This window comes from Streptomyces sp. NPDC013187, from assembly GCF_042899705.1.
GTDB classification, from domain to species: domain Bacteria; phylum Actinomycetota; class Actinomycetes; order Streptomycetales; family Streptomycetaceae; genus Streptomyces; species Streptomyces hawaiiensis_A.
Map to the genome: position 1 here is coordinate 194,918 of NZ_JBIBAF010000009.1, position 23,406 is coordinate 218,323.

The 23,406-nt window shown below is 69.1% G+C and carries 17 protein-coding genes and 1 pseudogene; 10 read left to right on the forward strand and 8 right to left on the reverse strand.

The window, feature by feature from the left end; all coding sequences use genetic code 11:
* Positions 1–363: 363 nt before the first annotated feature.
* Together ACFY5B_RS20825 and ACFY5B_RS20830 are read right to left on the reverse strand one after the other, a co-directional pair.
* Positions 364–1,428, reverse strand: coding sequence for a LacI family DNA-binding transcriptional regulator (locus tag ACFY5B_RS20825; RefSeq protein WP_389971255.1), 1,065 nt, complete (start codon positions 1,426–1,428; stop codon positions 364–366).
* Between the two features lie 231 nt (positions 1,429–1,659).
* Positions 1,660–3,402: an RICIN domain-containing protein gene (locus ACFY5B_RS20830; RefSeq protein WP_389971256.1), complete on the reverse strand. Its 1,743-nt coding sequence runs from the start codon at positions 3,400–3,402 to the stop codon at positions 1,660–1,662.
* Positions 3,403–3,957: 555 nt separating this feature from the next.
* On the opposite strand from ACFY5B_RS20830, the gene ACFY5B_RS20835 reads away from it, so the two are divergent.
* The 6 genes from ACFY5B_RS20835 to ACFY5B_RS20860 all read left to right on the forward strand — a co-directional run bounded on the left by ACFY5B_RS20835 (position 3,958) and on the right by ACFY5B_RS20860 (position 11,285).
* A complete protein-coding gene (locus tag ACFY5B_RS20835; protein ID WP_389971258.1) occupies positions 3,958–5,958 on the forward strand; it encodes a DUF4978 domain-containing protein in 2,001 nt (666 codons plus the stop codon).
* Between the two features lie 93 nt (positions 5,959–6,051).
* A complete protein-coding gene (locus tag ACFY5B_RS20840) occupies positions 6,052–7,767 on the forward strand; it encodes a substrate-binding domain-containing protein (protein ID WP_389971260.1) in 1,716 nt (571 codons plus the stop codon).
* 297 nt (positions 7,768–8,064) lie between these two features.
* Entirely contained in the window at positions 8,065–9,189 is a 1,125-nt protein-coding gene (locus ACFY5B_RS20845; RefSeq protein WP_389971262.1) for a Gfo/Idh/MocA family protein, read from the forward strand.
* Positions 9,182–10,105 (forward strand): PmoA family protein, encoded by a 924-nt coding sequence (locus tag ACFY5B_RS20850; protein WP_389971264.1) that lies wholly within the window; start codon positions 9,182–9,184, stop codon positions 10,103–10,105. The genes ACFY5B_RS20845 and ACFY5B_RS20850 overlap by 8 nt, the downstream gene beginning before the upstream one ends.
* Complete coding sequence (locus ACFY5B_RS20855; protein ID WP_389971266.1) at positions 10,102–10,830, forward strand: cupin domain-containing protein; 729 nt, start codon at positions 10,102–10,104, stop codon at positions 10,828–10,830. Before ACFY5B_RS20850 ends, ACFY5B_RS20855 begins: the two co-directional genes overlap by 4 nt.
* Positions 10,831–11,015: 185 nt before the next feature.
* Positions 11,016–11,285, forward strand: coding sequence for a limonene-1,2-epoxide hydrolase family protein (locus ACFY5B_RS20860; protein WP_389971268.1), 270 nt, complete (start codon positions 11,016–11,018; stop codon positions 11,283–11,285).
* A 127-nt stretch (positions 11,286–11,412) separates the two neighbouring features.
* Here ACFY5B_RS20860 and ACFY5B_RS20865 read toward each other — a convergent pair whose 3' ends face one another.
* The 3 genes from ACFY5B_RS20865 to ACFY5B_RS20875 form a co-directional block, all read right to left on the reverse strand.
* Positions 11,413–12,861 carry a tannase/feruloyl esterase family alpha/beta hydrolase gene (locus ACFY5B_RS20865; RefSeq protein WP_389971269.1) on the reverse strand — a complete coding sequence of 483 codons (1,449 nt, stop codon included), beginning with the start codon at positions 12,859–12,861 and terminating at the stop codon, positions 11,413–11,415.
* 161 nt (positions 12,862–13,022) lie between these two features.
* A complete protein-coding gene (locus ACFY5B_RS20870) occupies positions 13,023–14,870 on the reverse strand; it encodes an AMP-binding protein (RefSeq protein ID WP_389971271.1) in 1,848 nt (615 codons plus the stop codon).
* Between the two features lie 243 nt (positions 14,871–15,113).
* Positions 15,114–16,358 (reverse strand): PucR family transcriptional regulator, encoded by a 1,245-nt coding sequence (locus tag ACFY5B_RS20875; protein WP_389971631.1) that lies wholly within the window; start codon positions 16,356–16,358, stop codon positions 15,114–15,116.
* Positions 16,359–16,748: 390 nt separating this feature from the next.
* Between ACFY5B_RS20875 and ACFY5B_RS20880 the strand changes: the two are divergent.
* Positions 16,749–17,015 (forward strand): annotated as a pseudogene (locus tag ACFY5B_RS20880) (transcriptional regulator); the annotation flags it as partial.
* A 232-nt stretch (positions 17,016–17,247) separates the two neighbouring features.
* Here ACFY5B_RS20880 and ACFY5B_RS20885 read toward each other — a convergent pair.
* Positions 17,248–17,619, reverse strand: a complete 372-nt coding sequence (locus ACFY5B_RS20885) for a winged helix-turn-helix transcriptional regulator (protein WP_389971273.1) — start codon at positions 17,617–17,619, stop codon at positions 17,248–17,250.
* 90 nt (positions 17,620–17,709) lie between these two features.
* On the opposite strand from ACFY5B_RS20885, the gene ACFY5B_RS20890 reads away from it, so the two are divergent.
* The 3 genes from ACFY5B_RS20890 (at position 17,710) to ACFY5B_RS20900 (ending at position 19,783) form a co-directional block, all read left to right on the forward strand.
* Positions 17,710–18,522 (forward strand): MBL fold metallo-hydrolase, encoded by an 813-nt coding sequence (locus ACFY5B_RS20890; protein ID WP_389971274.1) that lies wholly within the window; start codon positions 17,710–17,712, stop codon positions 18,520–18,522.
* Between the two features lie 249 nt (positions 18,523–18,771).
* Entirely contained in the window at positions 18,772–19,122 is a 351-nt protein-coding gene (locus ACFY5B_RS20895; protein WP_389971276.1) for a YybH family protein, read from the forward strand.
* A 151-nt stretch (positions 19,123–19,273) separates the two neighbouring features.
* Entirely contained in the window at positions 19,274–19,783 is a 510-nt protein-coding gene (locus ACFY5B_RS20900; protein WP_389971278.1) for a YybH family protein, read from the forward strand.
* A 557-nt stretch (positions 19,784–20,340) separates the two neighbouring features.
* Here the strand turns inward: ACFY5B_RS20900 and ACFY5B_RS20905 are convergent.
* Both ACFY5B_RS20905 and ACFY5B_RS20910 read right to left on the reverse strand, forming a co-directional pair.
* Positions 20,341–21,597, reverse strand: a complete 1,257-nt coding sequence (locus ACFY5B_RS20905; RefSeq protein WP_389971280.1) for an MFS transporter — start codon at positions 21,595–21,597, stop codon at positions 20,341–20,343.
* A 52-nt stretch (positions 21,598–21,649) separates the two neighbouring features.
* The gene (locus ACFY5B_RS20910) at positions 21,650–22,762 is read right to left on the reverse strand and encodes a DUF5937 family protein (RefSeq protein WP_389971282.1); all 1,113 of its coding nucleotides are present in this window, start codon (positions 22,760–22,762) and stop codon (positions 21,650–21,652) included.
* Positions 22,763–23,406: the final 644 nt, after the last annotated feature.

A 23,406-nucleotide genomic window follows, 5' to 3' on the forward strand; every position in this document is an offset into this window, starting at 1 on the left:
CCGGTGGCCTGCCGTTGGCCCGATGCGCCGGGATCCCGGACGGGGCGGAGCGGCTCTGACGGGGATTGTCGTGAACGTACGCTGGAGCCTTGGGTCGGTGTGCCGAGCTGGGACGCGGGGTTGACCGCGAGCGTCGCGCCGAGTTGAGGGCTGTGTGCGTCAGCAATAGTGAACGTTCACGCGGCGAGCGTAGTAATCGACCAGATGTCGGTCAAGGGTTCTGTACGTAACACTTGGGTACTTCGTGAGACCTCACCGGTTCCGGGCCGGTACGGAACCGGCACGGACCGCGCGCGAACATGCCGGGTCAGCGTGTTCCGCCCGAATGGTGGGTGCACGACGGCTGTTGGTGGAGCCGACGGGCTAGATGGTGTGGCTCGACCTCGCCGGTCCGGACGACTCGCGCAGCACCAGGCGGCAGGCGAGGTCCAGATGCAGTTCCGGCTCGGTCTCCTCGCGGATGCGGGCGAGCAGGGCCTGCATGGCCCGCCGGCCCATGGCCTCGCGGTCGAGATCCACGGTGGAGATGGACGGGTTGAAGTACGCGGTGAACTCCTGGTTGTCCCAGCCGAAGACGCTCACGTCCTCCGGGACCCGCCACCCGCGGTCCTGGAAGCCACGGATGACGCCCATGGCGACATCGTCGTTGGCGGCGAGGACCGCCGTGACACCGGAGTCCGCCGACAGTCCCTGAGCCGCGTCGTATCCGGACCGCACGGACCAGTCACCGTCGATGACGGCGTAGTTCTCCAGGCCCCGCTCGGCGACCGTGCGCAGATAGACCTCGCGTCGCTTGCGTGCCGACATCCAATCCGTACTGCCGGCGACATGGACGAAGCGCCGGTGCCCCAGGGAGACGAGGTGATCGATGATCAGCGCGGCAGGCTCGCCGTCGGCCGTGATGCCGTGGGACCGCATCTGGTCGTCGTACTCGCCTATGACGACGGTCGGAGTTTGGTCCAGCCCCAGCTTCTCCAGGTCGCCGATGGGGGTGAAGGTCAGCACTCCGTCCGCCTGACCGGAGTCGAGCAGGGCGCGGACGCGGTCCCCCCTGACCCGTTCGTCGCCTTCCAGGCCGACGATGTCCAGCAGGTAGCCGGCTGCCTGTGCCTCGGCGGACGCTCCCCGCAGGATGTGCGAGGGCACGAAGGTCGTCATGGCCGGCAGGACCACGGTGACACGGTTCGACTTGCGGGTGCGCATCGACCGCGCCACCAGGTTGGGCCGGTAGTCCAGGTCGGCCACGGCCTGCTCGATGCGGGCCACCGTCTGCGGCTTCATGCCTCCGTTGCCCCGCAGAAAGCGGGAGACGGTTTGATGCGACACTCCCGCGTGGGCCGCGACGTCGAGGATGGTGGGACGTTTCCTGAACGGCGGCTCGGGCCGCTTCACGTCCCGCTCCGCTCTCTCCGCTCCCGCGTCCACCACGCTGCCCCCCGCCGCATCTCCACGCCCCGCACGCCCATCGGTACTCTACTGCCGAGTACGCCAGGGCAGGCGGGGCCCCTTGTTTTCGCTGTCTCGCCGGAGCCGACCACACCGGCCGGTCGAGCCCGGCTGTCTCGCGGATCGTCCGGCCCGTCCGGCCGCATGGTCCCTCTCGGGGCCGTGCGGCCGGCCGCCGGGTCCGCCGTCACCGGGCGGCACGTGTTCCTCATGTCAGACCTGCACAGTCCAGTGCTGGTTCCTGTGCGACTCGTCGTTCCAGCACGTGTACTGCAGCAGCCGGGCCCCGTCCGCGGTGAAGGCCGAGTCCACGTCGAGGCACTTCCCGGAGTGACGGGCGATGATCTCGACGTAGCCGGTGCCGGTGTCGCTCAGCCGCCACTGCTGGCTGGTGCGACCGTCGCAGGTCTGCTGGACGATCGCGGCCTTGTCCGCCGTGGCGGAGCCGGACACGTCCAGGCACAGTCCCGAGTGCCGGGAGAGGATCTGGTAGTAGCCCCCGCCGACGCTGTGCAGTTGCCACCGCTGGTCGTCACCGCCCGCGCAGCCGGCCTGTTCGATCGCGGCTCCGGCCGCGGTCGAGGAGCCGACCGCCTCGGCGCACTTGCCGGAGTGCCGCGCCTTGAGTGTCGTCGTGCCGGCCAGCCGGGACAGTCCCGACGTGACCACGGGGACGTAGAAGTCGGTGATCCCGGCGATGTTCGGATGCGTGCCGCTGCCGCCGCTGCCCGGGTAGCCGCCCACGAGTCCGTCGAAGGTGTACGCCACCCGCTGGGCGTCGACGCGCGTGTCGAGCGTCGCGGTCCCGAAGACGTCGGCCACCGCCACGCCCCACTTCTGGGCGGCCTGCAACTGCACCTCGCGCAGGGCGAGCTGGGTGTCCCAGTCGCGCGAGCCCATCTTGTGGGCGGCCACGTAGACCAACTGGGCCGTTGGCCACTTCTGCCGCATCGTGTAGATGGTGGTTTCGAGCGCCCCTGCGTAGGTGCCGGGGTCGAGGGTGGCGGGGTCCTGGGAGCCGCTGACGGTGCCGACCTCGTAGGTGTGCAGGTCGTGGATCTCGATCGCGTCGTTGGTGCCGCCGTCGAAGACGACGAAGTCGGGCGCCTGCGAGCTCGCCGATTTCACCTGGTTCAGGATCTGTCCACCGCTGGCGGTGGGCGCCGGCCCCACGGTCGCGCCGTTGCGTGCGTACTTCGTCAGCGTCATGCCCTCCCGTTCGGCGACGAAGTTCATGAAGCTGCGGGAGTACTGGTGCCCGTAGACGATGCTGTCACCGAAGGCGTAGACGGACGAGCCGGCGAGGGAGCCGTAGGCGGGGTTCGCCGGGCGGGTCAGGCGGAAGTTGTCGATCGACTGCACGCCGGTGCCGTAGTAGTTGCAGGCGACGAGCTTTGCCAGGTTTTGTCCCGTGATGCTCTTCGTGGTGGAGACCAGCACCTTCGGCGCGGCTTCCTTGCTGGTGACCGTGTACTGGACCGTGCCGAGGGTGAAGTCCATGTGCAGATCGACCGTGTACCACTTGGTCCGGTCAAAGCTGATCTTGGTCCAGGTGGGATTGAGCAAGTCCGGGGCGGAGGTGGAGTCCGAGTCGGGTCCCGTCGCGGCGTGACGGAACTCCGCGGCGGTCGCGGCCATGCCGAAGACCAGGCGTCCGGCACTGTCACGCAGTTCCAGACCGGTCTTCATGCCGGTGCTGGTGATGGCCGTCTTCCAGTCGAACCGCAGGTCGAGCGTCTTCTCCTGGGTGATCGACGACGCGAACGGCCGCACGGACGTCGTGTAGTTGCCCATGCCCTTCGTGACCTCCAGTACGCCGTTGCCTATGGCGGCCCCGGCCGGGAAACCGAAGTTCGCCGGGGACGTCTGAGCGTCGAACGCCTCGTTGATCAACGTCGCGCCCGGCGTTTCGGCGGCCGACGCGGCCGGGGGTACGAGAAGGACGGAGACGACCAAGAACCCGGCGACCAGAGGGCCGGCCCATCTTCGGGGTCCTATGCCCCATTTGCGCATGACCGTATACACGTGATCTCCCTTGATCTTTGATGGTGCCGACCGGTGCCCGGCGGGGAGAAAGGGCCCTGGCCAAGGGCGACCCTGGCCGTGACGTCAGCCCGAAGGCTTGGCAGACAGTCACGATCGCCGGGAAGGGCGAGGTGTCCGACGACTGCACGGGCAAAGTAGTGATCGTTCACCATCGTGGTCAAGAGGGTGGCGTGTGATCGTTCACCCCGCCACGGCTTCCGCGTCTTCGATCCTGGCCGAGCCGCCTTGGAGGCGGCGGAACTCACCCCGTTCACACCATTGACACGCAAGTGTTTCAGCCAGTCTTATGTGCGCCATCGTTGGTTTCAGCCAACCACTGATCCCCAGGGCCCCGCCGTCGCCTGTCGGCTCGATTGCGCTGCGCCCGACACCCCTGCCTCGAAGGTTGCTGAACAGGCACCATCGAACCGTAGATCGTGATCGTTCACTATCTGGCACAAGTTCATCTGATACGGAGGTAGTGCAATGAAGTCGAACACCGGCTCTTGGTCGCGCCGCAGATTCCTCGCCACGAGCGGGGCGGCAGCCCTCGGGAGCATGGCGCTGAACCTCGTCGGCGGCCTCCCGCGGGCCGCCGCGGCCGGCGGCGTGGTGTCCTACGTCGACACGACGAGGTCCACGTACGACAAGATCGCCCTGATGGTCGACGGGAAGCCCTTCTACCACAGCGGTGTCCAGTTCCGGTACGAGAAGCACAAGTACTCGTACGGCTGGACGGACGCCCAGTTGAAGCCGGTGCTCGGGATGATCCGGGACGACGGGTTCACCGTGGTGAACATCCCGATCTGGTGGTCCAAGGTGGAGACCTCGAAGGACGTCTTCGACTGGACCGACCTCGACAAGTACCTGGCATGGTGCGGGGAGTACGGCCTGAAGCTGGAACTGCTGTGGTTCAGCCATGAGTCGACCGGTCAGTCCATCGCGGCCAGAATTCCGGCCTACGTGATGAACGACTACCAGGTCGTGGTGAAGTCCGACGGCACCCCACTCGCCCTGAACGGCAACCCCCTCTTGGACAAGACCGACCCGAACATGCTCGCCAGGGAGAAGTTCGTGCTCGGCCGGCTCATGAGCCGCCTCGCCGCCGTCGACACCGCGCACACCGTCGTCGGCATCCAGGTGCTGAACGAACCGAACGTGTCGAGGCAGCAAGGCGGTGAGTCCATCGCCCGGAGTTTCAGCACCTACAGCACCGACCTCTGGAACAGCGGCGGATACACCGACACCACGAAGTTCCGCAAGGACGTGCTGCTGAACTACCTGACCCAGCTCGGACAGGTGATCAAGCAGTCGGACTACTCGGTGTACACCCGGACCAATATCGCCGGCATCGGAGACACGGTGCCGGTCGCCGAGAACGAGGTGCTCAGGAGCCAGGGAACGGCGACCATCGACTTCTTCGGAAAGGACCCGTACACCAAGAATTTCGACACGCTCTACAACTACGGACAGGACGGCACCTGGGCCCAGGGGAAGAACTTCCCCATGGTCATGGAGAACTACGGTGGATCCTCGACAGTGGACGTCGAGAAGTTCAACGCCATCGCCGGCAACGCCGTCCACAATCTGTACGCCGCGCTGGACCCGGACTCCAGCACCGGCATCAGCGACCACGGCCTGTACAACTGGAGGCCCGACACCAAGGTCGTCACCCGCAAGACCCCCTCCCTCAAGGTCGCCCGGCTCAACCGCGCGCTGAAGAAGATCCACCGGGACCTCGCCAGCAGGACTCCGGTGGAACGCGGGGGAACCACCCTGCAGACCTTCAACCGGAACGCGACCGCGAGCGTCACGACCACCAAGCCCCTGGGCGGCGTCGACATCACCTTCACGACGTCCATCGGTGCGCAGGCATTCGGCGTCCGGCGCGGTCCGGCCGAGTTCACCTTCGCCACCACGACGGAGGCCACGTTCACGCTGCCGGGAACCATCGGTGTCGTACGGTCCGTCGAGGTGGGCCACTACGACGCGAACGACACCTGGGTGAAGTCCGGCACGAAGGCGTACAGCACCGTGTCCGGGAACACCGAGATCACCCTGGCGACCGAGGAGTGCGTGCGGGTCTCGTACCTCGTCAGCGGCGCGCGGTACAAGCTGAGGAACACATCCTCGGGCAAGTACCTCGACACCGACGCGGACGGCGCGGTCATCGTCGCGTCCGGGACCGTATACGACGACCAGGACTGGATCGTCGCCAAGGACTCGTCCGGTGCCTGGACCATCAAGAACGTGCGGACGGGACGCTTCTATCTGGAAGCCGTCGCCACCGACAACAACGTCATCTACAACACCGGCACCGTCGCGGACGCCTCCCTGTGGAACCTGGAAGGGGTCCCGGAAGGCGGGCTCCGCGTCAGGAACACCCAGACGGGGAGGGCCTACCTGTACGGGAACTCCGCGGATGCGGCGAAGTGGAACACGGGAACGCAGGACGCGAGCACGGTCTGGGAATTCCAGCCCAGGTAGCCGCCCTCGCGCACGTCCTCTCTCCCGCGCCGGCCGGAAAGGCGATACACCCGGGGAGGGCACGGCGCAGGGTGCCTGTGTAATGATTGCTGAATGAGTCAGGCCGACGTGTTGCGGGCTCTGGACGCCAGGGCCGCCGGCCAGTGGGGTCTGGTGACCACCGCCCAGGCGAAGCTGGACGGCGTGCAGGGGGTCCAGCTCCTGCGGCTGGAGCGGTCCGGGGCACTGGAGAGCGTCGGCCACGGGGTGTACCGCCTGGCCGCCTCTCCCCCGCCGGAGCACCTCAGAATCAAGGTCGCGTGGCTGCGGCTGGATCCCGGGACCCCGGCACGGGACCGCCGCGCCGACGGCCCCAGGTCGGGCGTCGTCTCTCATTACTCCGCATGTGCGGTGCACGGCCTGGGCGGCCGGCCCCAGGACCCGGTGGAGCTGACGGTCTCGTCACGACGCACCACGCGCGACGAGACCGTCGTGCTGCACCGCGCGCGCACGAACGCCGAGGACATCACCGTCGTCGACGGGCTGCCCGTCACCACTGTGCCGCGTACCGTCGTCGACCTGCTGGAAGTCCGTGCCGACGCGGCCCGTGCCGGTACGTTCGTCGCCGAGGCCGCCGCCCGTGGCCTGATGCGCGTCGACGAGCTCGCGCCGCGGGTCGCGGCCTTCGCCGGTGCCTACGGGCTGCCCGCGGAGGCATCCGGCGCGGAGCTGCTGCACGTTCTGTGCGAGCGGGCGGGGCGTTCCCTGCCGGTACGGAAGGCCGGTCGGCCCGCTGCGAAGGCCGCCGGCACCAAGGCGGCCCCCAACCCGGAGAGGAAACGGCCGACCATCTGGGAGGTCGCCGAGCGGGCCGGCGTGTCGCACCAGACCGTGTCCCGGTTCCTGAAGAACGACAGCGGCATGAAGCCGGCGACACGGGCGAGGATCGAGCGGGCCGTCACCGAGCTGGACTACCGGCCCAACCTCATGGCGCGGTCGATGCGCACGCAGCAGTCGCATCGGATCACCATCGTGCTGCCCGAGTTGAGCGGCTTTGTTCCGATTCCTCTCCTGAGGGGTGCCTCGTCCGCGGCGCACGAGGCCGGGTACATGACCGACGTCGTCGGGCTGGAGGGCGGCGAGTCGCGGCGCGCCCGCAGCGTACTGTCCCTGCTGGAGACCCGGCAGGCGGACGGGGTGCTGTCACTCGTACCGCTCGGGGACCTCGCCGGCGACCGGGACTCCGGGCGGCTGCCCGTGGTGGTGCTGGGCGAGTACGACGACAACCTCCAGTCCCAGGGTCGGCTGGCCGACGGACGGCCCGCCGAGGAGATCCTGCGTCACCTCTCGGACCAGGGACACCGCCGGTTCCTCCACGTCGCCGGCTCGCAGGACTGGGCCTCGGCACGCAACCGGCGGGCGGTCTACGTGGAGGCGGTCGAGCGGCTGGGTCTTGATTCCTACGGCGTCGTCGACGGGGACTGGTCCGTGCGCTCCGGCTACGAGGCCGCGCGGGACCTGCCCGCCGATTCCGGCGTGACGGCCGTGCTGGCCGCCAACGACTACGTCGCCCTGGGGGTACTCCGCGGCTTCCAGGACCGCGGTGTGCGGGTGCCCGAGGAGATGAGCGTCTTCGGCTGGGACGACGAGGAATTCACCCGGTACTTCTCGCCGAGCATCTCGACGGTGCACATCAACAAGGAAGAGGTCGGCCGCCGGTCGATGCTGTCGCTGCTCGCTCTGCTGCGCGGCGAGCCCGAGCCGACGTCAGAGGTCACGAATCTGTTCCACCTCGTGCCGCGAGGGTCGAGCGGTCCAGTTCCCCGCTGAATCGAGTGATCCCCCGCTGAATCCCGCTGTCCCGCCGTCCTCCCGGTAGGGCGTCACACAAAATGTGAACGATCACTGTACAACTCTTGACCATTAAGGTGATCGTTCACTACGTTCGGCCTGCTGCCCCGTTCGTGTCGGCGAGAGCCGAGTTCATCCGACCGAGCCGTTCCCCTCGACCGCACGCCCACGCGTACACGCCCGGGGCTGAGCAGGTCGAACCAACCTTCTTCGTCAGCGGTTGACGAACCCCGGTGCCGCGCCCAGGTACCGCCCGAGCTTCCACGAAAGAGCCAGATGACTGCGTACAGCCAGCCCGCGCGGGTGGCGATCGTCGGTGCCGGAAACATCGCCGACGGCCGCCACATGCCCGCCGTCCAAGCCCAGAACGGCGAGGCGACCGTCATCGCCGTGGTCGACGTCGACCTACGGCGCGCCGAGGCCTTCGCCGCCCGCTGGGGCATTCCCGCCTCCTACGACAGCCTCGACCGCATGCTCCGGGAGCAGCACCCGGACCTGGTCATCGTCTGCACGCCCCCGATCGCCCACAGCACGGCCATCGCCGCCTGTCTGGACGCCGGCGCGTCGGTGTGGTGCGAGAAACCCCCCACCCTCTCGGTCGCCGAGTACGACGCCGTCGCCGCCCACGAGCGCGAAGGCGGCCCCTACGTCTCCTACGTCTTCCAGCACCGGTTCGGGTCCGCCGCCCGAGCCCTGCGGGAGCACATCCGCAGCGGCCGCCTCGGCGCTCCCCTGGTCGGCGTATGCCACACGCTGTGGTATCGGGACGACGCCTACTTCGAGGTTCCCTGGCGCGGCAAGTGGGAGACCGAGGGCGGCGGTCCCACCATGGGCCACGGCATCCACCAGATGGACCTCATGCTGTCCCTGATGGGCGAATGGACCGAAGTCCGCGCCGCCATGGGCACGCTGGCCCGTGACGTGGAGACCGAGGACGTCTCCATGGCGATGGTCCGCTTCGCCGGCGGGGCCATGGTCTCCGTCATCAACAGCCTCCTGTCTCCCCGTGAGACCAGCTACCTGCGCTTCGACTTCCCCGAGGCCACCGTCGAGCTGTCCCACCTCTACGGCTATGACAACTCCGACTGGACGTGGACCCCCGCGCCCCACCGGGTCGGCGCCACGGCGGTGGAGCTGGGAGCACCGCTCGACGACGAACCCAGTTCCCACGCCGCGCAGTTGCGCGCGCTGCTGCGGTCGCTGCGCGCCGGAGAACGCCCGGAGGCCAGTGGCGGCGACGGCCGCCGCGTCCTGGCCTTCATCGCGGCCCTGTACGAGTCGGCGAGCACCGGACGCCCCGTCACCCCGGACATGATCACCCCGGCCAACCCGTACTACCACTCCATGAGCGGCCGCCCCGCCGTCCGGGACAACACCGTCAAGGAGAAGACCGGTGTCTGAGACCCCCTTGCGCATCGAGCACGACGCCGCCGGGACCCAGTTCGTGGTGTCGGCCGCGGGCGTGGACCTCGCCACGTACGTCTACCGGCCGGACACCCCGCTCGAAGAATCCCCCAAGCCCTATGTCTACCCCCTGAAAACCCTCTCCGGCGCACCCGTGGGCGTCTACCGGCCCTGGGATCACCGCTGGCACAAGGGCCTGCAGATGACCTGGTCGCACCTGTCCGGGGACAACTTCTGGGGCGGACCCACCTTCGAGGCGGGCGCACCCGGTCACGGTTACGTCTGGCGTGAGAACCACGGCTGCCAGGTGCACCGCGCCTTCGACCGGCAGGACGTCGGCGGCAGCGAGGTGACGGTCGTCCAGGGCCTGGACTGGATCGCCTCCAGCGACGAGGTGTGGATCGACGAGACCCGCACCCTCCGCTTCCACAGCGCCGATTCCGGCGACGGCGTCTGGGCGCTGGACTTCACCACCGACCTGACCAATGTCCACCACGAGCCCCTTCAGATGGGCAGCCCCACCACCCACGGCCGCCCCGACGCCGGCTACACGGGACTGTTCTGGCGCGGGCCCCGGGCCTGGACCGGCGCGGACGTCATCGCCGACGGGGGCCATGACGGCGACGCCGTCATGGGCACGCGGGGCGCCTGGGCCGCCATCGCCGGCGAGCACGACGAGATCGACGGCGGCGCCACGGTCCTCGCCTACGCCGGCACCACCAGCGCCTCCACCCCGCTGACGTGGTTCGCCCGCAGCAGCGCCTTCGCCTGCCTCAACCCCTCACCCGCCTTCCACACCGAGATCAAGCTGGAACCCGGTGGCACCCTGTCCCTGAGCCACCGCTTCGTGTTCTTGGACCGCATGGTGGATCGCCGTGAACTGGAGCCGATCGTGCGGGAGTTCGCGCCGTGACGGCCCTCCCTGAGCTCCCGGGAGCCGTGGGGCTCAGCCAGCTGGAGGTGTACCCCTGGCCCACGGCGGACGACGAACACGGCGGGTCACCCCATATGCACCTCGCCTGCGCGGAGTGCTACGTCGTGGTCAGTGGCCGCGGCCGACTGGAGACCCTCGACCACAAGGGGCCGAGGACGACCGAGTTGCACCCGGGTGACGTGGTCTGGTTCACCCCCGGCACGATCCACCGCGCCGTCAACGACGAGGACCTGCGCGTGATCGTCGTCATGCAGAACAGTGGCCTCCCGGAGGCAGGCGACGCGGTCATGACCTTCCCGCCCCAGTACCTCTCCCCCGACACCTATCCGGACGCGGCCTCGCTCCTCGACGCCGACGGCAGCCCCAGCCCCGAGCGCGCGCGAGCTCGCAGAGATCTGGCCATCGAAGGTTTCACCGAGCTGAAACGGCAGTGGCGGCGAGGAAACCGCTCGGCGTACGAGGACTTCTGCGCGGCGGCGGCTCGGCTCGTCCGGCCCCGGCTGGACGCCTGGGAGAAGACGGTCAGCGACGGCGCGCTGGCCGCCGCGCACACGGCACTGCGGCAGATTGACGCGCTGCGACGCGACGACTTCGACTACCTGTTCGACGCGGAAGTCTCGCGCCTCGCCCGACCAAGCCGGCAGACCCTTGGCATGTGCGGTTTCTTGCGCGCCTATGTGACGGCCCACCGGGCCGGCACGTAGGAACGTGTCCCCATGGTGCTGATCTGCCATCTGCCCGGCGCAGGACGGTGCCCATCCCCAGGGGCGAACTCGCAGCGCATGCATCATCGTTACCATCGACGGCTTGCGACGTCGCGGACCTGACCTGGGACGACGAGGGAACGTTTCCGGTCGCGTACTGCTCGTGGCCGGAGAACAACATCCCGATGAAACCCGTCATCGGCCGCGCCGCCATCCGTGACGACTTCGCGCGCTTCCTGCCCCAGTTGGATGTCATCCAGTGGGAGATCCTCCACCAGGTCGCGTCCGGCAATCTGGTCATGAAGGAACGCACCGCCACGTTCAGCATCGGCGGACGTGCGATCACGTTCCGGGTCATGGGCGTCTTCGAGGTCACCAGCGGCCTCATCACCGCCTGGCGCGACTACTTCGACTCCACCGAGCTCGCCGAGCTCCCCTCGGTCCTCGGCCAGTAGAGCCCGCCGGCGGCGAGCGACCATGAGGGCGGGCAGCACCCGCTCCACTATGAAACCCCCAGGTCGAAGACGTGGGGGTTTCACGGTCATCTTCCGGTAGTCCGTGCCGGCCGAGACGCTCAGCGCGTCACTGGCGGCCGCTGCAGCGGAAGTTGGCGGCGTCGTTCGTGCTGCCGTGTCCGTCGTAGCGGGCTACGGCCGGGTACCGGCACAGCGGCCTGCTCATGGACCCGTTCTCGGCGCGCAGTGTGGTGGGGGCCTTGCCGTGTTCGACCCACTTCACCAAGGCCGCCAGTGGGTCGGCCGGGGCGGCGCCGGACCCGCCCCTGCAGTGGCCCACGCCGGGGGCCGTGAAGAGGCGGGCGAACTGCTCGGTCTTCGCCCGGCCGCCCATCGCGGCGGTGACCTGCTTGTAGTACCTGATCGTTCCCTGGGGAGGGATCAGCTGGTCGGACAGGCCGTGCCAGAGGAGCAGTTTGCCGCCGGCGGCGCGGAAGGCGCTCAGGTCGGGGTCGTCCGTGCCGACGACGGGGCCCCACTCCTGACGGGACTGGTCGGCGTAGTGGGTGAAGTTGGCCATGGTCAGGCTGTGCCAGTCGAAGGACGGGTCCTTCGCCAGCCAGTAGGTGAACCAGCCCGACGCGAGGGGCGTCGGGACTCCGTCGCCGTTCGCGGTGGCGGCGAGTCTGGCGAACGAGGCTCCGGGCAGGATTCCGTACCACAGGCGGCGACCGTCCGGGCGTCGCGGGCCGTCCCAGATCTTCTTCACCACGGCCGCGTCCTTGGCCGTGATCGTGCCGCAGGGGGTCACGGTGCCGACCAGCGAGGTGGGGTTGAAGCGGCAGGCCCGGGGGTCCGCGATGACGCCGTCGGTCACACCGTCCCGGCTGTCGCACGCTGCTGTGACCGCCTTGTTGACCGCGTCGAACTTGCACGAGGGCACGAAGTCGCCGAGTTCGTGCATCACGACCTGGGGCCACATCGCCGCGGGGAGGAACCGGTCTGCCTGGATCGCCGGCGCGCCGGCCAGGATGCCGTCGTAGTCGCGGGGCTGGACCTGCGCTTCCTGGAGACCTTCCCTGCCGCCGTTGGAGCAGCCGTTCCAGTACGAGTAGGTGGGCGACTTCCCGTAGAACGCCTGGGTGACGGCCTTGCCCTTGACGGTCGTCTCGTGCAGCGCACGCGAGAGGAAGTCGTTGATCAGGGACGCGTTCATGCCGGTCGGGGACCAGGCCCACGAGGCGTCGCTGGAGTCGGCGGTATGACCGGAGTCGGAACCCGCGGCGGCGTAACCGGTCTTCGCCGCGCTCTCCGTGTCCGGGACGGAGCCGTTGAAGCCACCGCCTCCCACCCCTTGGAAGCGCCCGTTCCAGGTGCCGACGGGCAGTGACACGCGCATGTGGATGTTCTGGGGAACCAGCAGGTCGACGTTGCAGATCGCCGGAGTGGTGGTGGTCTGCGAGGCGCTGGTGACCGTCGTGCCGTCCGGAAAGCGCAGAGCCGTGAGGCTCTCGCAGGACCGGACCGGCTGGCCGGGTCTTGTGTTTGCGGCTGCGCTCGCCCCGAGGACCGGCATGGTGCAGAGCCCTGCCGCGAGGATCAGCGATCCTGAGATCGCGAGCCGGCGTCGGACGGGGCCTCGCGGGGATGGTGCATGCTCGGCGCTGCCGGCTGAAGGCTTCCACTTCATGCCCGCTCACCTCCCTCTTTCTTTCTTGGCTGGGCGGATGGGTCCGGTCAGCGGTCGGCCCGCTCGTGGATGTCGGAGGGCATCGGGTCGGCGTACAGTGCGGCGATGTCCGCGTCGTACTTCTCGGCGACCTTCTGCCGCTTGAGCTTCAAGGTGGCGGTGAGTTCATCGCTCGTCGCGTCCCAGTACGCGGGGATCACCCGGAAGCGCTTGACCTGCTCCACGCGTGCCAGCCGGCTGTTGCCCTCGGCCACCGCGGCTCGCAAGGCGTCGATCAGCAGGGGGTTGCGGGCCAGGGAGCGCGGGTCCGGCTGCAGCCCGTGCCCGGCGGCGAAGGCCGCCGCGGCCTCGGCGTCCAGGACGAGCAGCGCGGTGATGTAGGGGCGGCTGTCGCCGATGGCCACAGCGGTGCCGATCAGGGGACTGGCGGTGGTGAGGGCCGTCTCGACCGTGACGGGCGAGATGTTCTTGCCCCCTTCGTTGATGATCAGGTCCTTCTTGCGGTCGACGATGGTCAGGTAGTCGTCCGCGTCGGACACGATGACGTCGCCGGTGTGGAACCAGCCGTCCGGATCGAAGGCTTCGCGGGTGCGGTCGGGATCGTTCCGGTACCCCTTCGTCACCGACGGCCCCCGCACCAGGAGTTCTCCGTCGGCGGCCTGGCGTGCTTCCAGACCGGGAAGCAGTGTGCCGATGGTGCCGAAGCGTGCCTGCGCGGGCGGGCTGACGGCGCCGAAGCAGCTCAGCTCGGACATGCCCCAGCCCTCGCAGATGGGGACGCCGAGCGCCGCGAAGAATTCGAGGGTCGCCGGCGGTGTGGGTGCCGCGCCGGTCACCGCCCACCGCACCTGGTCCAGTCCCAGACGGGACCGCAGGGCGGACAGGACGCCGGCGTCCGCCTCGGCGTACGCGGCGGCGAGCTCGTCGTCGACCGGCTTGCCCGCCTGCAGCAGGCGCGTACGCCGGAGGCCGGCCTCCAACGCCTCCCCTGCAACCCTCCGCCGGGCCGCGTCCGGCTCGCTCTCGATGCCGAGTTCCACAGCCTGCTTGATCTTGTTCCAGACCCTGGGGACGGCACACCAGATCGTCGGCCGGCAGTCCGGCAGGGCCTTGGCGATCTCCTTGATGTCGGACACGACCGTGACCTGCACACCGAAGACCGCCTGCGCGTACAGGCAGGTGAAGCGGTCGACGATATGCGCGGAAGGGAGGTAGGAGGTGGTCCGGTCGCCGAAGCGGAAGTCCAGTACCTGCGCCAGTCCCGCGGCCTGGGCGAGCAGGTTGGCGTGCGTGAGCTCCACTCCCTTCGAAGGGCCGGTCGTTCCCGAGGTGTAGATCAGGGTGAGTACGTCGTCCGGCTGGACGGAGCGCCAGGTGGTGTCGAAGTCGAAGGAGGTGTTCGCCCGGCCCCGGGCGCGGAGGGTTTCCAGGCTGAGGGTGCCGTCCGCCGGCTTCGCTTCGTCGCCGCCCGTCGGGACTTCGTCGCCGTCCACCAGGATGAGGTGCTCGACGGCCACACCGGATTCTCGGACGACGGGGAGGTACTGGGTTTCGCACACCATCACCCTGCTTCCGGAATTGCGCAGGACGTGGGCGAGTTGGGCCGCCGGCAGGGTGTTGTAGACGGAGAACGGGATGGCGCCCAGATGCTGGGCCGCGAGGTCCACGGCGAAGAACTCGACCCGGTTGGTCATCATCAGCGCGACGGTGTCACCACGCCTGACTCCGAGCCCGGCCAGGCCGGCCGCCAGGAGGCGCACGTCCTCGGCGAGGGCCCGCCAGGTGACGGTGCGCGTTGCGCCCACGGTACGCAGGGCCACCGTGTCGGGCGCGACGGCTGCCGTGTGCTGGAAGGCCTCGCAGAGCGTGGCGGACATGGGTCTGGGGTCGGTCATCTGGATCAGTTCCCGTCGATCGGCTCCGTACCGGGACTCACGCTCGACAGGCCCGACGCGCACCCCTACGGCGGCACCGGCAAAGCCGCGGCGTGAGCGCGCGGGTTCGACGACGGCAACGCTAGGCATCCGCGGCCCGCAGGGCATCGGGCACGACGCCCAACAAAGCGGCCGACGCACTGTGATCGGATCACACCCCTGCGCATGGAGGTGATCAAACCTTCACCTGTGGAGGTGGCCGGGTCACACCACGGCGCCGGAGCCGCCCCCGAACAGTCTGATCGCGATCAGCACCTCCTGGAGGTCTGCGAGCCTGCGCAGGTCGCACCCCGTCCGTTCCTCGACACGAGCCAGACGGTGATGTGCGGTGTTGATGTGGACACCGAGTCGCTGGGCCGCGGCCTTCACGTTCAGATCGTTGGCCGCGTATTCCTCCACCGTCCTGATCAGAATGCCTTCCGCCCTGGAATCCTCCGTCACGAAGGTGCGAAGCGCCGTCGGCACGATCCGTGCCGCGGTCTCGTCGGCTCGGAGGGTCAGGTAGTCGAGCACGCTGAGATCGGACAGGCAGATGACACCACCCTCCGACGGAAGAATGCCCAGCGCGGAGACGGCCTCGTGGTACGCCTTCCCCAGATCGACGACAGTGTCGTAGCGCGTGCTGATGCCCACCGCCAGCCGTGTTCCTTGGTCAGCGAGTGTTCGCCAGGCCGTCCTCACGGGTTCCCCGGACACCCTGCGGGTGCTGTCGCGCAGCGCCCGCACGATCACGATCTCGTCCTGCCGCAGCACGGTCAGCGCCCGAACCGGGTCCCCTGCGGCCTGCCCCAGAAGCGAGGCGGCCGAGCGGAAGCTGTATGCGTCGCTGACGGGACCCACGGGCACCGCGACCACCACGGCGCACGGCGTATCGGGATGCAGCCCGGCCTTCGTGGCCGCGGTCAGCCGGGGTCCCGGTGCCGGCTCCCGACCGGCGATCAGGTCTTCGAGCAGATCCCGACGCACTCGGTCACCTTCCACGGCCAGGAACTGTTCCTCGTCCAGATAAGCCCGGGCCGCGACCGTACTGCCCCGGTTGATCAGTTCCATGACGAGTCCGCCCGCTTCCAGCGCGACGTCACGCCCGCCGGGTGTGTGCACCGCCCAGTCGGCGATCGCCTCCCATATCACGCGGTGTGCGATGCGCAGCGCGTGCATGAAATCGACGAGGGGCATACCCTTCCGGGCCCGCCGTGCGGCATGCGGGCGGACAAACGCCACGTCGTCGTCCGTGACCGGCCGGTCGCGGGCCAGGCTGACGCTGAGCGCGTCGACCGCCTCCGTCACGTGAGCCACCACGTCGGCCAGCAGCGCTTCATCCACGAGGGCGGCGTAGCCGGGAATCTCTGCCCGCATGGCCTCCAGAGCCGCCTCGGCCAGCGACTGCCGCTGAGCGGCGACGATGTCGGCCACCTCACTGAGGGCGGCCACCTGACCCGATCGGCGCATCACGGCCTCAGCCTAAGGGAGCCATGGCGTCCTAGCGCTTGGAGATCACCGAGATGAACCGATGCTCGGCTTCCCGTCGTGGACCAGTGGCGTTCTTCGGTACGTCGACGGCTACCCGAGCGGCAAGGGCGGATTCGCCGGCGTGCCGACGCGCCGGCCACGAAGTACGGCGAACGGTTGACGGTGCCCAGCCCCGCCGGTCCGGCAGATATTCGAGACCTGCACGTGGACGGGCACGTGCTTGGATGCCGTTCAGGGCCACCAAGCGGTCGTCGACCTGACGGGAGGCGTGGAGCCAGCGACGTTCGATCCGGCCGTCGTCAAGCACCGTGGTGCCAGACGTGCTTGCTGTCCCCCATGCCCTGGGCGAAGCCCCCGTAGAGCTCCTTGAGCGACACTGTCGGCCACCTGCGCATGGACACCGGCCGCCATCCCAACGACCGCAGTGTTCCGCCCTGGTGGGCGAACTCTCCGTCAGAGAGCGGAGTTCCGCCGGCTGTGGTCGAGACATCCAGCCTGCCCTAGGGCAACGACCAGGGCCTGATCACGTATCACGCGCAGCCGGGATCACCGCCCGCGGAGGTCCCGCGGCTGCTCGCCAGCTGGGGGGCGGGCGCCACGCGGGCCGGATCGGACACGGCGGCCCCGCCCGCCTGACGAGACCGCCCGACGATTGCGTCAGCGCATGGGTACACACTGAAGACGTGCCCTGCCGCACCACCGGCGATGCCGTCGTCGGCCGCGACCGGCAACGGCAGAAGCCGTTGTGCCTCTACCGTGAGTGACGGCGAGCCGTGAACGAGCGCCGAGCTCCGCACGCGGTTCATGCTGGTCAGGGCGCTCGCTCATACGGTGGAAGCACGGTGACGTGTGCACCGAGCCTGCCTTTTCAGGGCTTCGGGCGGGTGGTGTGGGTGTGTCGGTGGGCGTAGTCGCTGGTGTGTTCTTCGGCCCAGTTCTGCAGGTGTTGCAGTGCGGCGGTGGCGCCGCGGGCGAGGTCGGTCAGGGCGTACTGCACCGTCGGTGGGCGGTCGGCGTGCACGGTGCGGGTGATCAGTCCGCCGGTTTCGAGGTCGCGCAGGGTCTGCGCGAGCATCTTGTCGCTGACGCCGCCGGCCCGCCGGCGCAGCTCGGACCAGCGTTGCGGGCCCTCCATGAGATCCACCAGGACCAGCGCGGCCCACCGGGCGGTGACCAGGTCGAACAGCTGCCTGCCGGGGCAGGCGGGATTACGGACGTTGCCTCGCGTGCTTTCCTGCACGTGCTCACCTCACCTCAAGGTATGTACTTCCCACGAGAAAGTAACTCGGTCAGAGTGAGTGAGCCAACCGCTGATCGTCAAGGAGTACTTGTGGTAACCGACGATGCCGTGACCCGTGACGCGAACACCGTGACGGTGCTCGGCGGCCCCACCGCGCTGATCCGCCTGGCCGGCTGGACGCTGCTGACCGACCCGACCTTCGACGCCGCCGGCACCGAGTACCAGGACGGCCCGGTCCTGGTGCGCAAGACCGCCGACCCGGCGCTGAAGCCCTCGCAACTGCCCGCTCTCGACGCCGTCGTGGTCAGCCACACCGGGCATCTGGACAACCTCGACACCGCCGGGCGTACGGTGGCCTCCGATGCCTCGAACGTGTTCACCACCGTCGCCGGCGCCACCGATCTCGGGGGCGCAGCCGTCGGCCTGGAGCCCTGGCAGACCCGGACCCTGTCGACGCCGGGCCGCACGCCGCTGAACATCACCGCGGTCCCCGCCCGCCACGGTCCCGTCGGCACCGAGGCCATCACCGGTCCGGTCACCGGCTTCCTCCTGCACACCGACGACGGCTCGGCACCGACGGTGTACGTCTCCGGTGACACCGTCGACCTGGACGCGATGAGTGCCCTGGCCGGCCGGTACCGCGTCGACGTGGCGCTGCTGCACCTGGGCGCGGCCGGCTTCGAGGAGCTCGGTGACATACGACTGTCGCTGACCGCGGTCCAGGCCGTCGAGGCCCGCCGCCTGCTCGGCGACCCCCTCGTGGTGGCCGTGCACGCCGAGGGCTGGGCGCACTACACAGAGGACCGCGGCCACGTCCAGCAGGTCTTCGACGCCGCCGGCGTCCCGCTGCACTGGCCCACCCCGGGCCGGCCCCTCACCCTGCCCGACCCGCACACTCGCTGACACCTCACCCAGGGCCGCCGCCGGCGCACCGGCCCGCTCCTTCCAGGCCGCCGGAGACGCGGGAGCGGCTGCGGTCACCGCACTGCATGAGCGCCTCGCCACCGTGCCGGACAACACCTTCAGCGCGTACGACAGCGCCCAGCAGCTTCTGGGGCTGACGCCGCGCACCACCGGTCAACGGCTCACGCAGATCGGCCTGTAGCCGACCCGCCCGTCCGCAACGAAGAAACCAAAAGAAAAGGAAAGAACATGAAGCCGGAAGTCGTGCACGAGCGCTTCGCCCAGTACCTCAAGGACCAGGACCTCGACGGACTGGGTTCCCTGTTCGACGAAGACGCCATGTTCGTACCGGGACCCGGACAGCAGCCCGTCTACGGCAGGGAAAGCATCAAGGAAGCGCTCAAGCCCTACCTCGCCTCGCCCAGCACCATGGAGGTGGTGGCCACGTCGGTCCATCAGAACGGCGACCTGGCGATGGTCCAGCCGTCCTGGCGGATCACGAGCGAGGACGGAACCGTGGAAGGAAAGGCGGTCGAGGTGATGAGGAGGACGAGCGAGGGGGACTGGGTTTACATCATCGACAACCCCTACGGCGTCTGATTCTCGTCATCCCGGGCCGGCCCGTCACCCTGCCGGCCCCGCACCCGATGACACCTCACCCGGTGCCGCCGGCGCACCGGCCCGCTCCGTCAACGCCGCCGGAGACGCGGGAGCGGCTGCGGTCACCGCACTGCATGCGGACCTCGCCACCGTGCCGGACAACACCATCAGCGCGTACGACAGCGCCCAGCAGCTTCTGGGGCTGACGCCGCGCACCCACCGGTCAACGGCTCACGCAGATCGGCCTCTAGCCGACCCGCCCGTCCGTCCGTCCGTCCGCAACGAAGAAACGAAAAGAAAAGGAAAGAACATGACACCGGAAACCGTGCACGAGCGCTTCGCCCAGTACCTCAAGGACCAGGACCTCGACGGACTGGGTTCCCTGTTCGACGAAGACGCCATGTTCGTACCGGGACCCGGACAGCAGCCCGTCTACGGCAGAGAAGGCATCAAGGAAGCGCTGAAGCCCTACCTCGCCTCGCCCGGCACCTTTGAGATGGGGGCCGCGTCGATCCATCAGAACGGCGACCTGGCGATGGTCCAGGTGCCCTGGCGGATCACGAGCGAGAGCGGCACCGTGGAAGGAAAGTCGGTCGAGGTGATGAAGAGGACGACCGAGGGGGACTGGGTCTACATCATCGAAAACCCCTACGGCGTCTGATTCTCGTCATCCCGGGGCTCTGTCACAGCACCGAGGAAAGCGGTGCCGGTAAGCCGCCGGTACAGCCTTGCTGCCGACCGGGGTCCGTCGTCAGGCCGGTCAGCGTGGTGTGGGCGAGGTCCAGTTCGGCCGGGCCGCCGGAGACGGTGGCGGTGACCTGGCGGCTGTCGTAGGGAGCCGTGGCCCAGCGGGCGCCCGGCCGGCAGTGTCGCCGGCCGTTTGGGCGAGGGCGGTGACGGTCAGGCGGGCGCCCAGGAGGCGTGTCGGCCGACCGCGATCGTCAGACCCAGGCCGGTCCCTGTCCCCGGCACCGTGATCCGAAGACTGCTGAGGGCCGGGGTGTGCGGGACTGCCAGGAGGTCAGGCGGGCCTCGGCCTCGGCCTGGCCGTCGTGCAAGATGTCACGAAGTCGCAGGGCGGCACCGTCTTCGCATGCACCGGGAAGGCGGCGGCGCGGAAGGCGGGTTCAGCGCGGACGACTCACGACCGGTGCGGCCGGCCTCACTCACGGCAGGCCGTCCGCAATCGAGGCTGGCTGGACGACAGCGGAGGGGCAGTCATCGGGTGGACTCCGGCGCGACTGCCCGTTGCTCGGCCTCGGAACCGGACAGGCCGATGCGCACTTGTCCGCGCCGCCGTGCCCTGGCTGTGCGGGCCAGGGTGAGCGCGGCGGTCATGGCCAGACCGACGAGGGCGGCGCCCGAGAGGAGGAAGGCGTCCTCGACTCCGGTGAGTGCGATGGTGGTCGAGGCCACGAAGGGAGAAACGGCCAGGGCTCCCGCCACTCCGGCCTCCCACAGACCCAACGCCTTCGCCAGATGGTGGCTCGGTACGCGCTGCTGCACCAGCGCGATCAGCGGGATGTCCGTAAGGGCCGAGGCCAGCCCGGTGGCGATCAGGAGCACTGCGGCGCCGGCAGTGGAGGTGACGATCCCGAGCGGCGCACGGAAGATTCCGAGCAGGGCCCAGGCCAGCACCGCCGCCCATGCGAGTCTGCGCATCCGCAGGCCGGCCAGCAGGAGTGCCCCCGCCACTTCTGCGACACCGGCGACGCCCAGCAACAGGCCGTAGCGGCCGCCCTGCCCCACGACGGCGACCAGCCCCACCGTCAGGAAGCCGTTGGTCAGAGCGAGGGCGAGCACGAAGGTCACGATGACCACGAGCACGTCGGGTGCGGCCCGCACGGCCTTGAGTCCGGCGGCGAGATCGGCCCACAGGCCCGGCTGGCCGGCGGCCGGGACGGGGCGGGTCACGCGGATGGCGGCCACGGCGCCCGCCGAACCGAGGAAGGTCAGGCCGTTGACCACCAGAGCCGCCAGCATGGAGCCGTAGGCGAGCAGCGGCGCGAGCAGGAGCGGGCCGACGAAGAAGGCGGCCCGGAAGGCGACTTGCAGCAGCCCGTTGGCCTGTTGCAGACGGTCGGCCGGGACGATCTGCGTGACGATGGCGTTGCGGGCCGGGGCGAACGGGGCGCCGATCAGGGCCAGCAGCGCCGTGGTCACCACGAGCAAGGACAGGTCCAGTAGACCCAGGGACAGCAGCAACGCGGCCACCGCCACCACGGCTACCCGGGCCAGATCGGTGGCGATCATCAGCTTGCGGCGGTCGTAACGGTCGGCGTACGAGGCGGACACGAACGTGGCCAGGAACGCGGGCGCGAACGCGGACACGCTGACTACGGCGACGGCCGTGGGGTCCTTCGTCAGCGACCAGGCCAGCCAGGCGGTCGCGGCGGTGTACAGGCCGTCGCCGAAGCGTGAGACGGCCTGGCCGACGAAGAGAAACTGGAAATCGCGGTCCCTGAGCAGTGACATGCCGCCACTGTCAGATCTCGTCGGGCACCTCATCCACTTATTAGGCAGATGGCTAATCAATGGGGTCGGTGGCGTGCAGGAAGCTCTCCAGGCCGGGAGCGAGACCAGCCACCTGTCCGGGCAGAAGCCGGTACAGGACGTAGTAGCCCTCACGGCGGCGTTCGAGCAGGCCAGCGTCCGTCAGGACGCGCAGGTGCTTGGAGAGGGCTGCCTCGCTGACGCCGACGAGTGGGGCCAACTCCTGGGTGCTGCGCGGGCGTTCGGCGATCAGCCGGAGGGCGCGCAGGCGGGTGTCGTCGGCGAGCGCGCGGAGCATGCCGACGAGCTGTGCGGGAGGAATTCTGGGGCGGGCTTCCCGGGCGATCGACGAGACGGGAAAGACGAGGCCGAGGGGCCAGGGGCCGTCGCAGTTGACGCGTACGTGCGGCCACACATACGCGCTGGGGGCGAGCAGCAGGGTGTCGTCCGGGCCGATGACGACCTCATGGTCGTGCGGGCGCTCCAACCAGAAGCGTTCGGCCTGCCGGTCGCTGCGCACCTCCGGCCACAGGCCGCGGAGCATGCCGTACAGGCCGCGCTGTTCGATCTGGTGCCCGGCCTCGCTCACCCCGGCGGCCAGTTCCGGTTCGATCCGGGCCCATTCCTCCTCGAACGCCTCCCGCCAGTAGCGTTCCAGCATGCTCAGGAACCTTTCGAGGAGTGCGCGGGGGTCGTCCAGGAGCATCGCGGCCATCGCTTCATCGCTTTCCCGCGCGAGACGCTCCCGCAGCAGGGCGCGTACGTCCGGTTCCCGCAGCGCGTGAGGATCCCTGCCCTCGCCGCCGCCCGGCCACGGCGACAGCAGCGGGACGGCGAACTCCAGCCGGACCAACTCCGGGTCCGCCATACGCAGGCCGGCCAGCTCGCTGCCGAAGTCCGCCAGCCCACCGGTCGGCCGCGGAAAGAGGAACTCGGGAAAGTACGAGCGCACCGCGTAGGAGAACGCCTCGATCTCCCGCTTCAGCGCCGGTGACAGCTTGCGCATCGCACGCACCCAGCCGTGCTGGACGGGGTGGTGCTTGGGCTCCACCAGCACATGAAGGCTCAGTACGGCTTCCATCGCCGGCGAGTAGGCGAACCCCACCCGCTCCGCACCACCGGCGGGCACCCGGAAAACGATCGTCATGACTCGTCATCCTCGCCGTCCGGCGTCCCTGGAGGGAGCGTGCCACGCGAGACGGTGGTCGGCGATGGTGACTGACGATGACCTGTGCGTCGTTCTCACCGTGGGCCCACCCCGACGTGGTGAGCGTGTCCCGCCTGCGGGCTGCGCAAGAGGCCCCTGCCTCCGCGGGAGCGGCCTGTCATGCCAGGCCCCCGAGACAGCGGCAAGTAGCCCCACAAGCTGAACAGGGAACAGAACGGTTCAACGGCCCTCGCCAACTGAAGCGTCACACTTCCAGCCCCCGATACGGCGCTTGCATGTACGGGGCAGCACGCTCGCAACAACGTTGCCGAGCGCAGGATCGCGCGGTCGCAGTCAACTGCACTTCTCCAGCACCCGACTCGGCGTTCGGACGACGAAGCCCGTCCGCAAGCCCCCTCCATGTCCGGCCAACCGGCGGCACCTGTCCGCTCCGCCACAGATGGAGGGGTTCAACGCAGCGTAGTCAGCACCAAGTCAGCACGGCACCTCCCAAATCGTGCCCGAGCAGCGCAAGTCAGACAGCACTCTTCGTGGCCTCATTGGGGCCATCAACCACGCCCCGTCAGCACCTCCATGGTGTGCACGCGCACTCCAACGCCCAGAACTATGGTGTCCCACCACAT

What these genes read in the sequence shown, in the direction of transcription:
- ACFY5B_RS20895 (WP_389971276.1), top strand. Translation starts at nt 18,772, where the DNA reads ATGAAGCCGGAAGTCGTGCACGAGCGCTTCGCCCAGTACCTCAAGGAC.
- ACFY5B_RS20870 (WP_389971271.1), bottom strand. Translation starts at nt 14,870, where the DNA reads ATGACCGACCCCAGACCCATGTCCGCCACGCTCTGCGAGGCCTTCCAG.
- ACFY5B_RS20860 (WP_389971268.1), top strand. Translation starts at nt 11,016, where the DNA reads ATGAAACCCGTCATCGGCCGCGCCGCCATCCGTGACGACTTCGCGCGC.
- ACFY5B_RS20835 (WP_389971258.1), top strand. Translation starts at nt 3,958, where the DNA reads ATGAAGTCGAACACCGGCTCTTGGTCGCGCCGCAGATTCCTCGCCACG.
- ACFY5B_RS20840 (WP_389971260.1), top strand. Translation starts at nt 6,052, where the DNA reads ATGAGTCAGGCCGACGTGTTGCGGGCTCTGGACGCCAGGGCCGCCGGC.
- ACFY5B_RS20865 (WP_389971269.1), bottom strand. Translation starts at nt 12,861, where the DNA reads ATGCCGGTCCTCGGGGCGAGCGCAGCCGCAAACACAAGACCCGGCCAG.
- ACFY5B_RS20910 (WP_389971282.1), bottom strand. Translation starts at nt 22,762, where the DNA reads ATGACGATCGTTTTCCGGGTGCCCGCCGGTGGTGCGGAGCGGGTGGGG.
- ACFY5B_RS20905 (WP_389971280.1), bottom strand. Translation starts at nt 21,597, where the DNA reads ATGTCACTGCTCAGGGACCGCGATTTCCAGTTTCTCTTCGTCGGCCAG.
- ACFY5B_RS20845 (WP_389971262.1), top strand. Translation starts at nt 8,065, where the DNA reads ATGACTGCGTACAGCCAGCCCGCGCGGGTGGCGATCGTCGGTGCCGGA.
- ACFY5B_RS20875 (WP_389971631.1), bottom strand. Translation starts at nt 16,358, where the DNA reads ATGCGCCGATCGGGTCAGGTGGCCGCCCTCAGTGAGGTGGCCGACATC.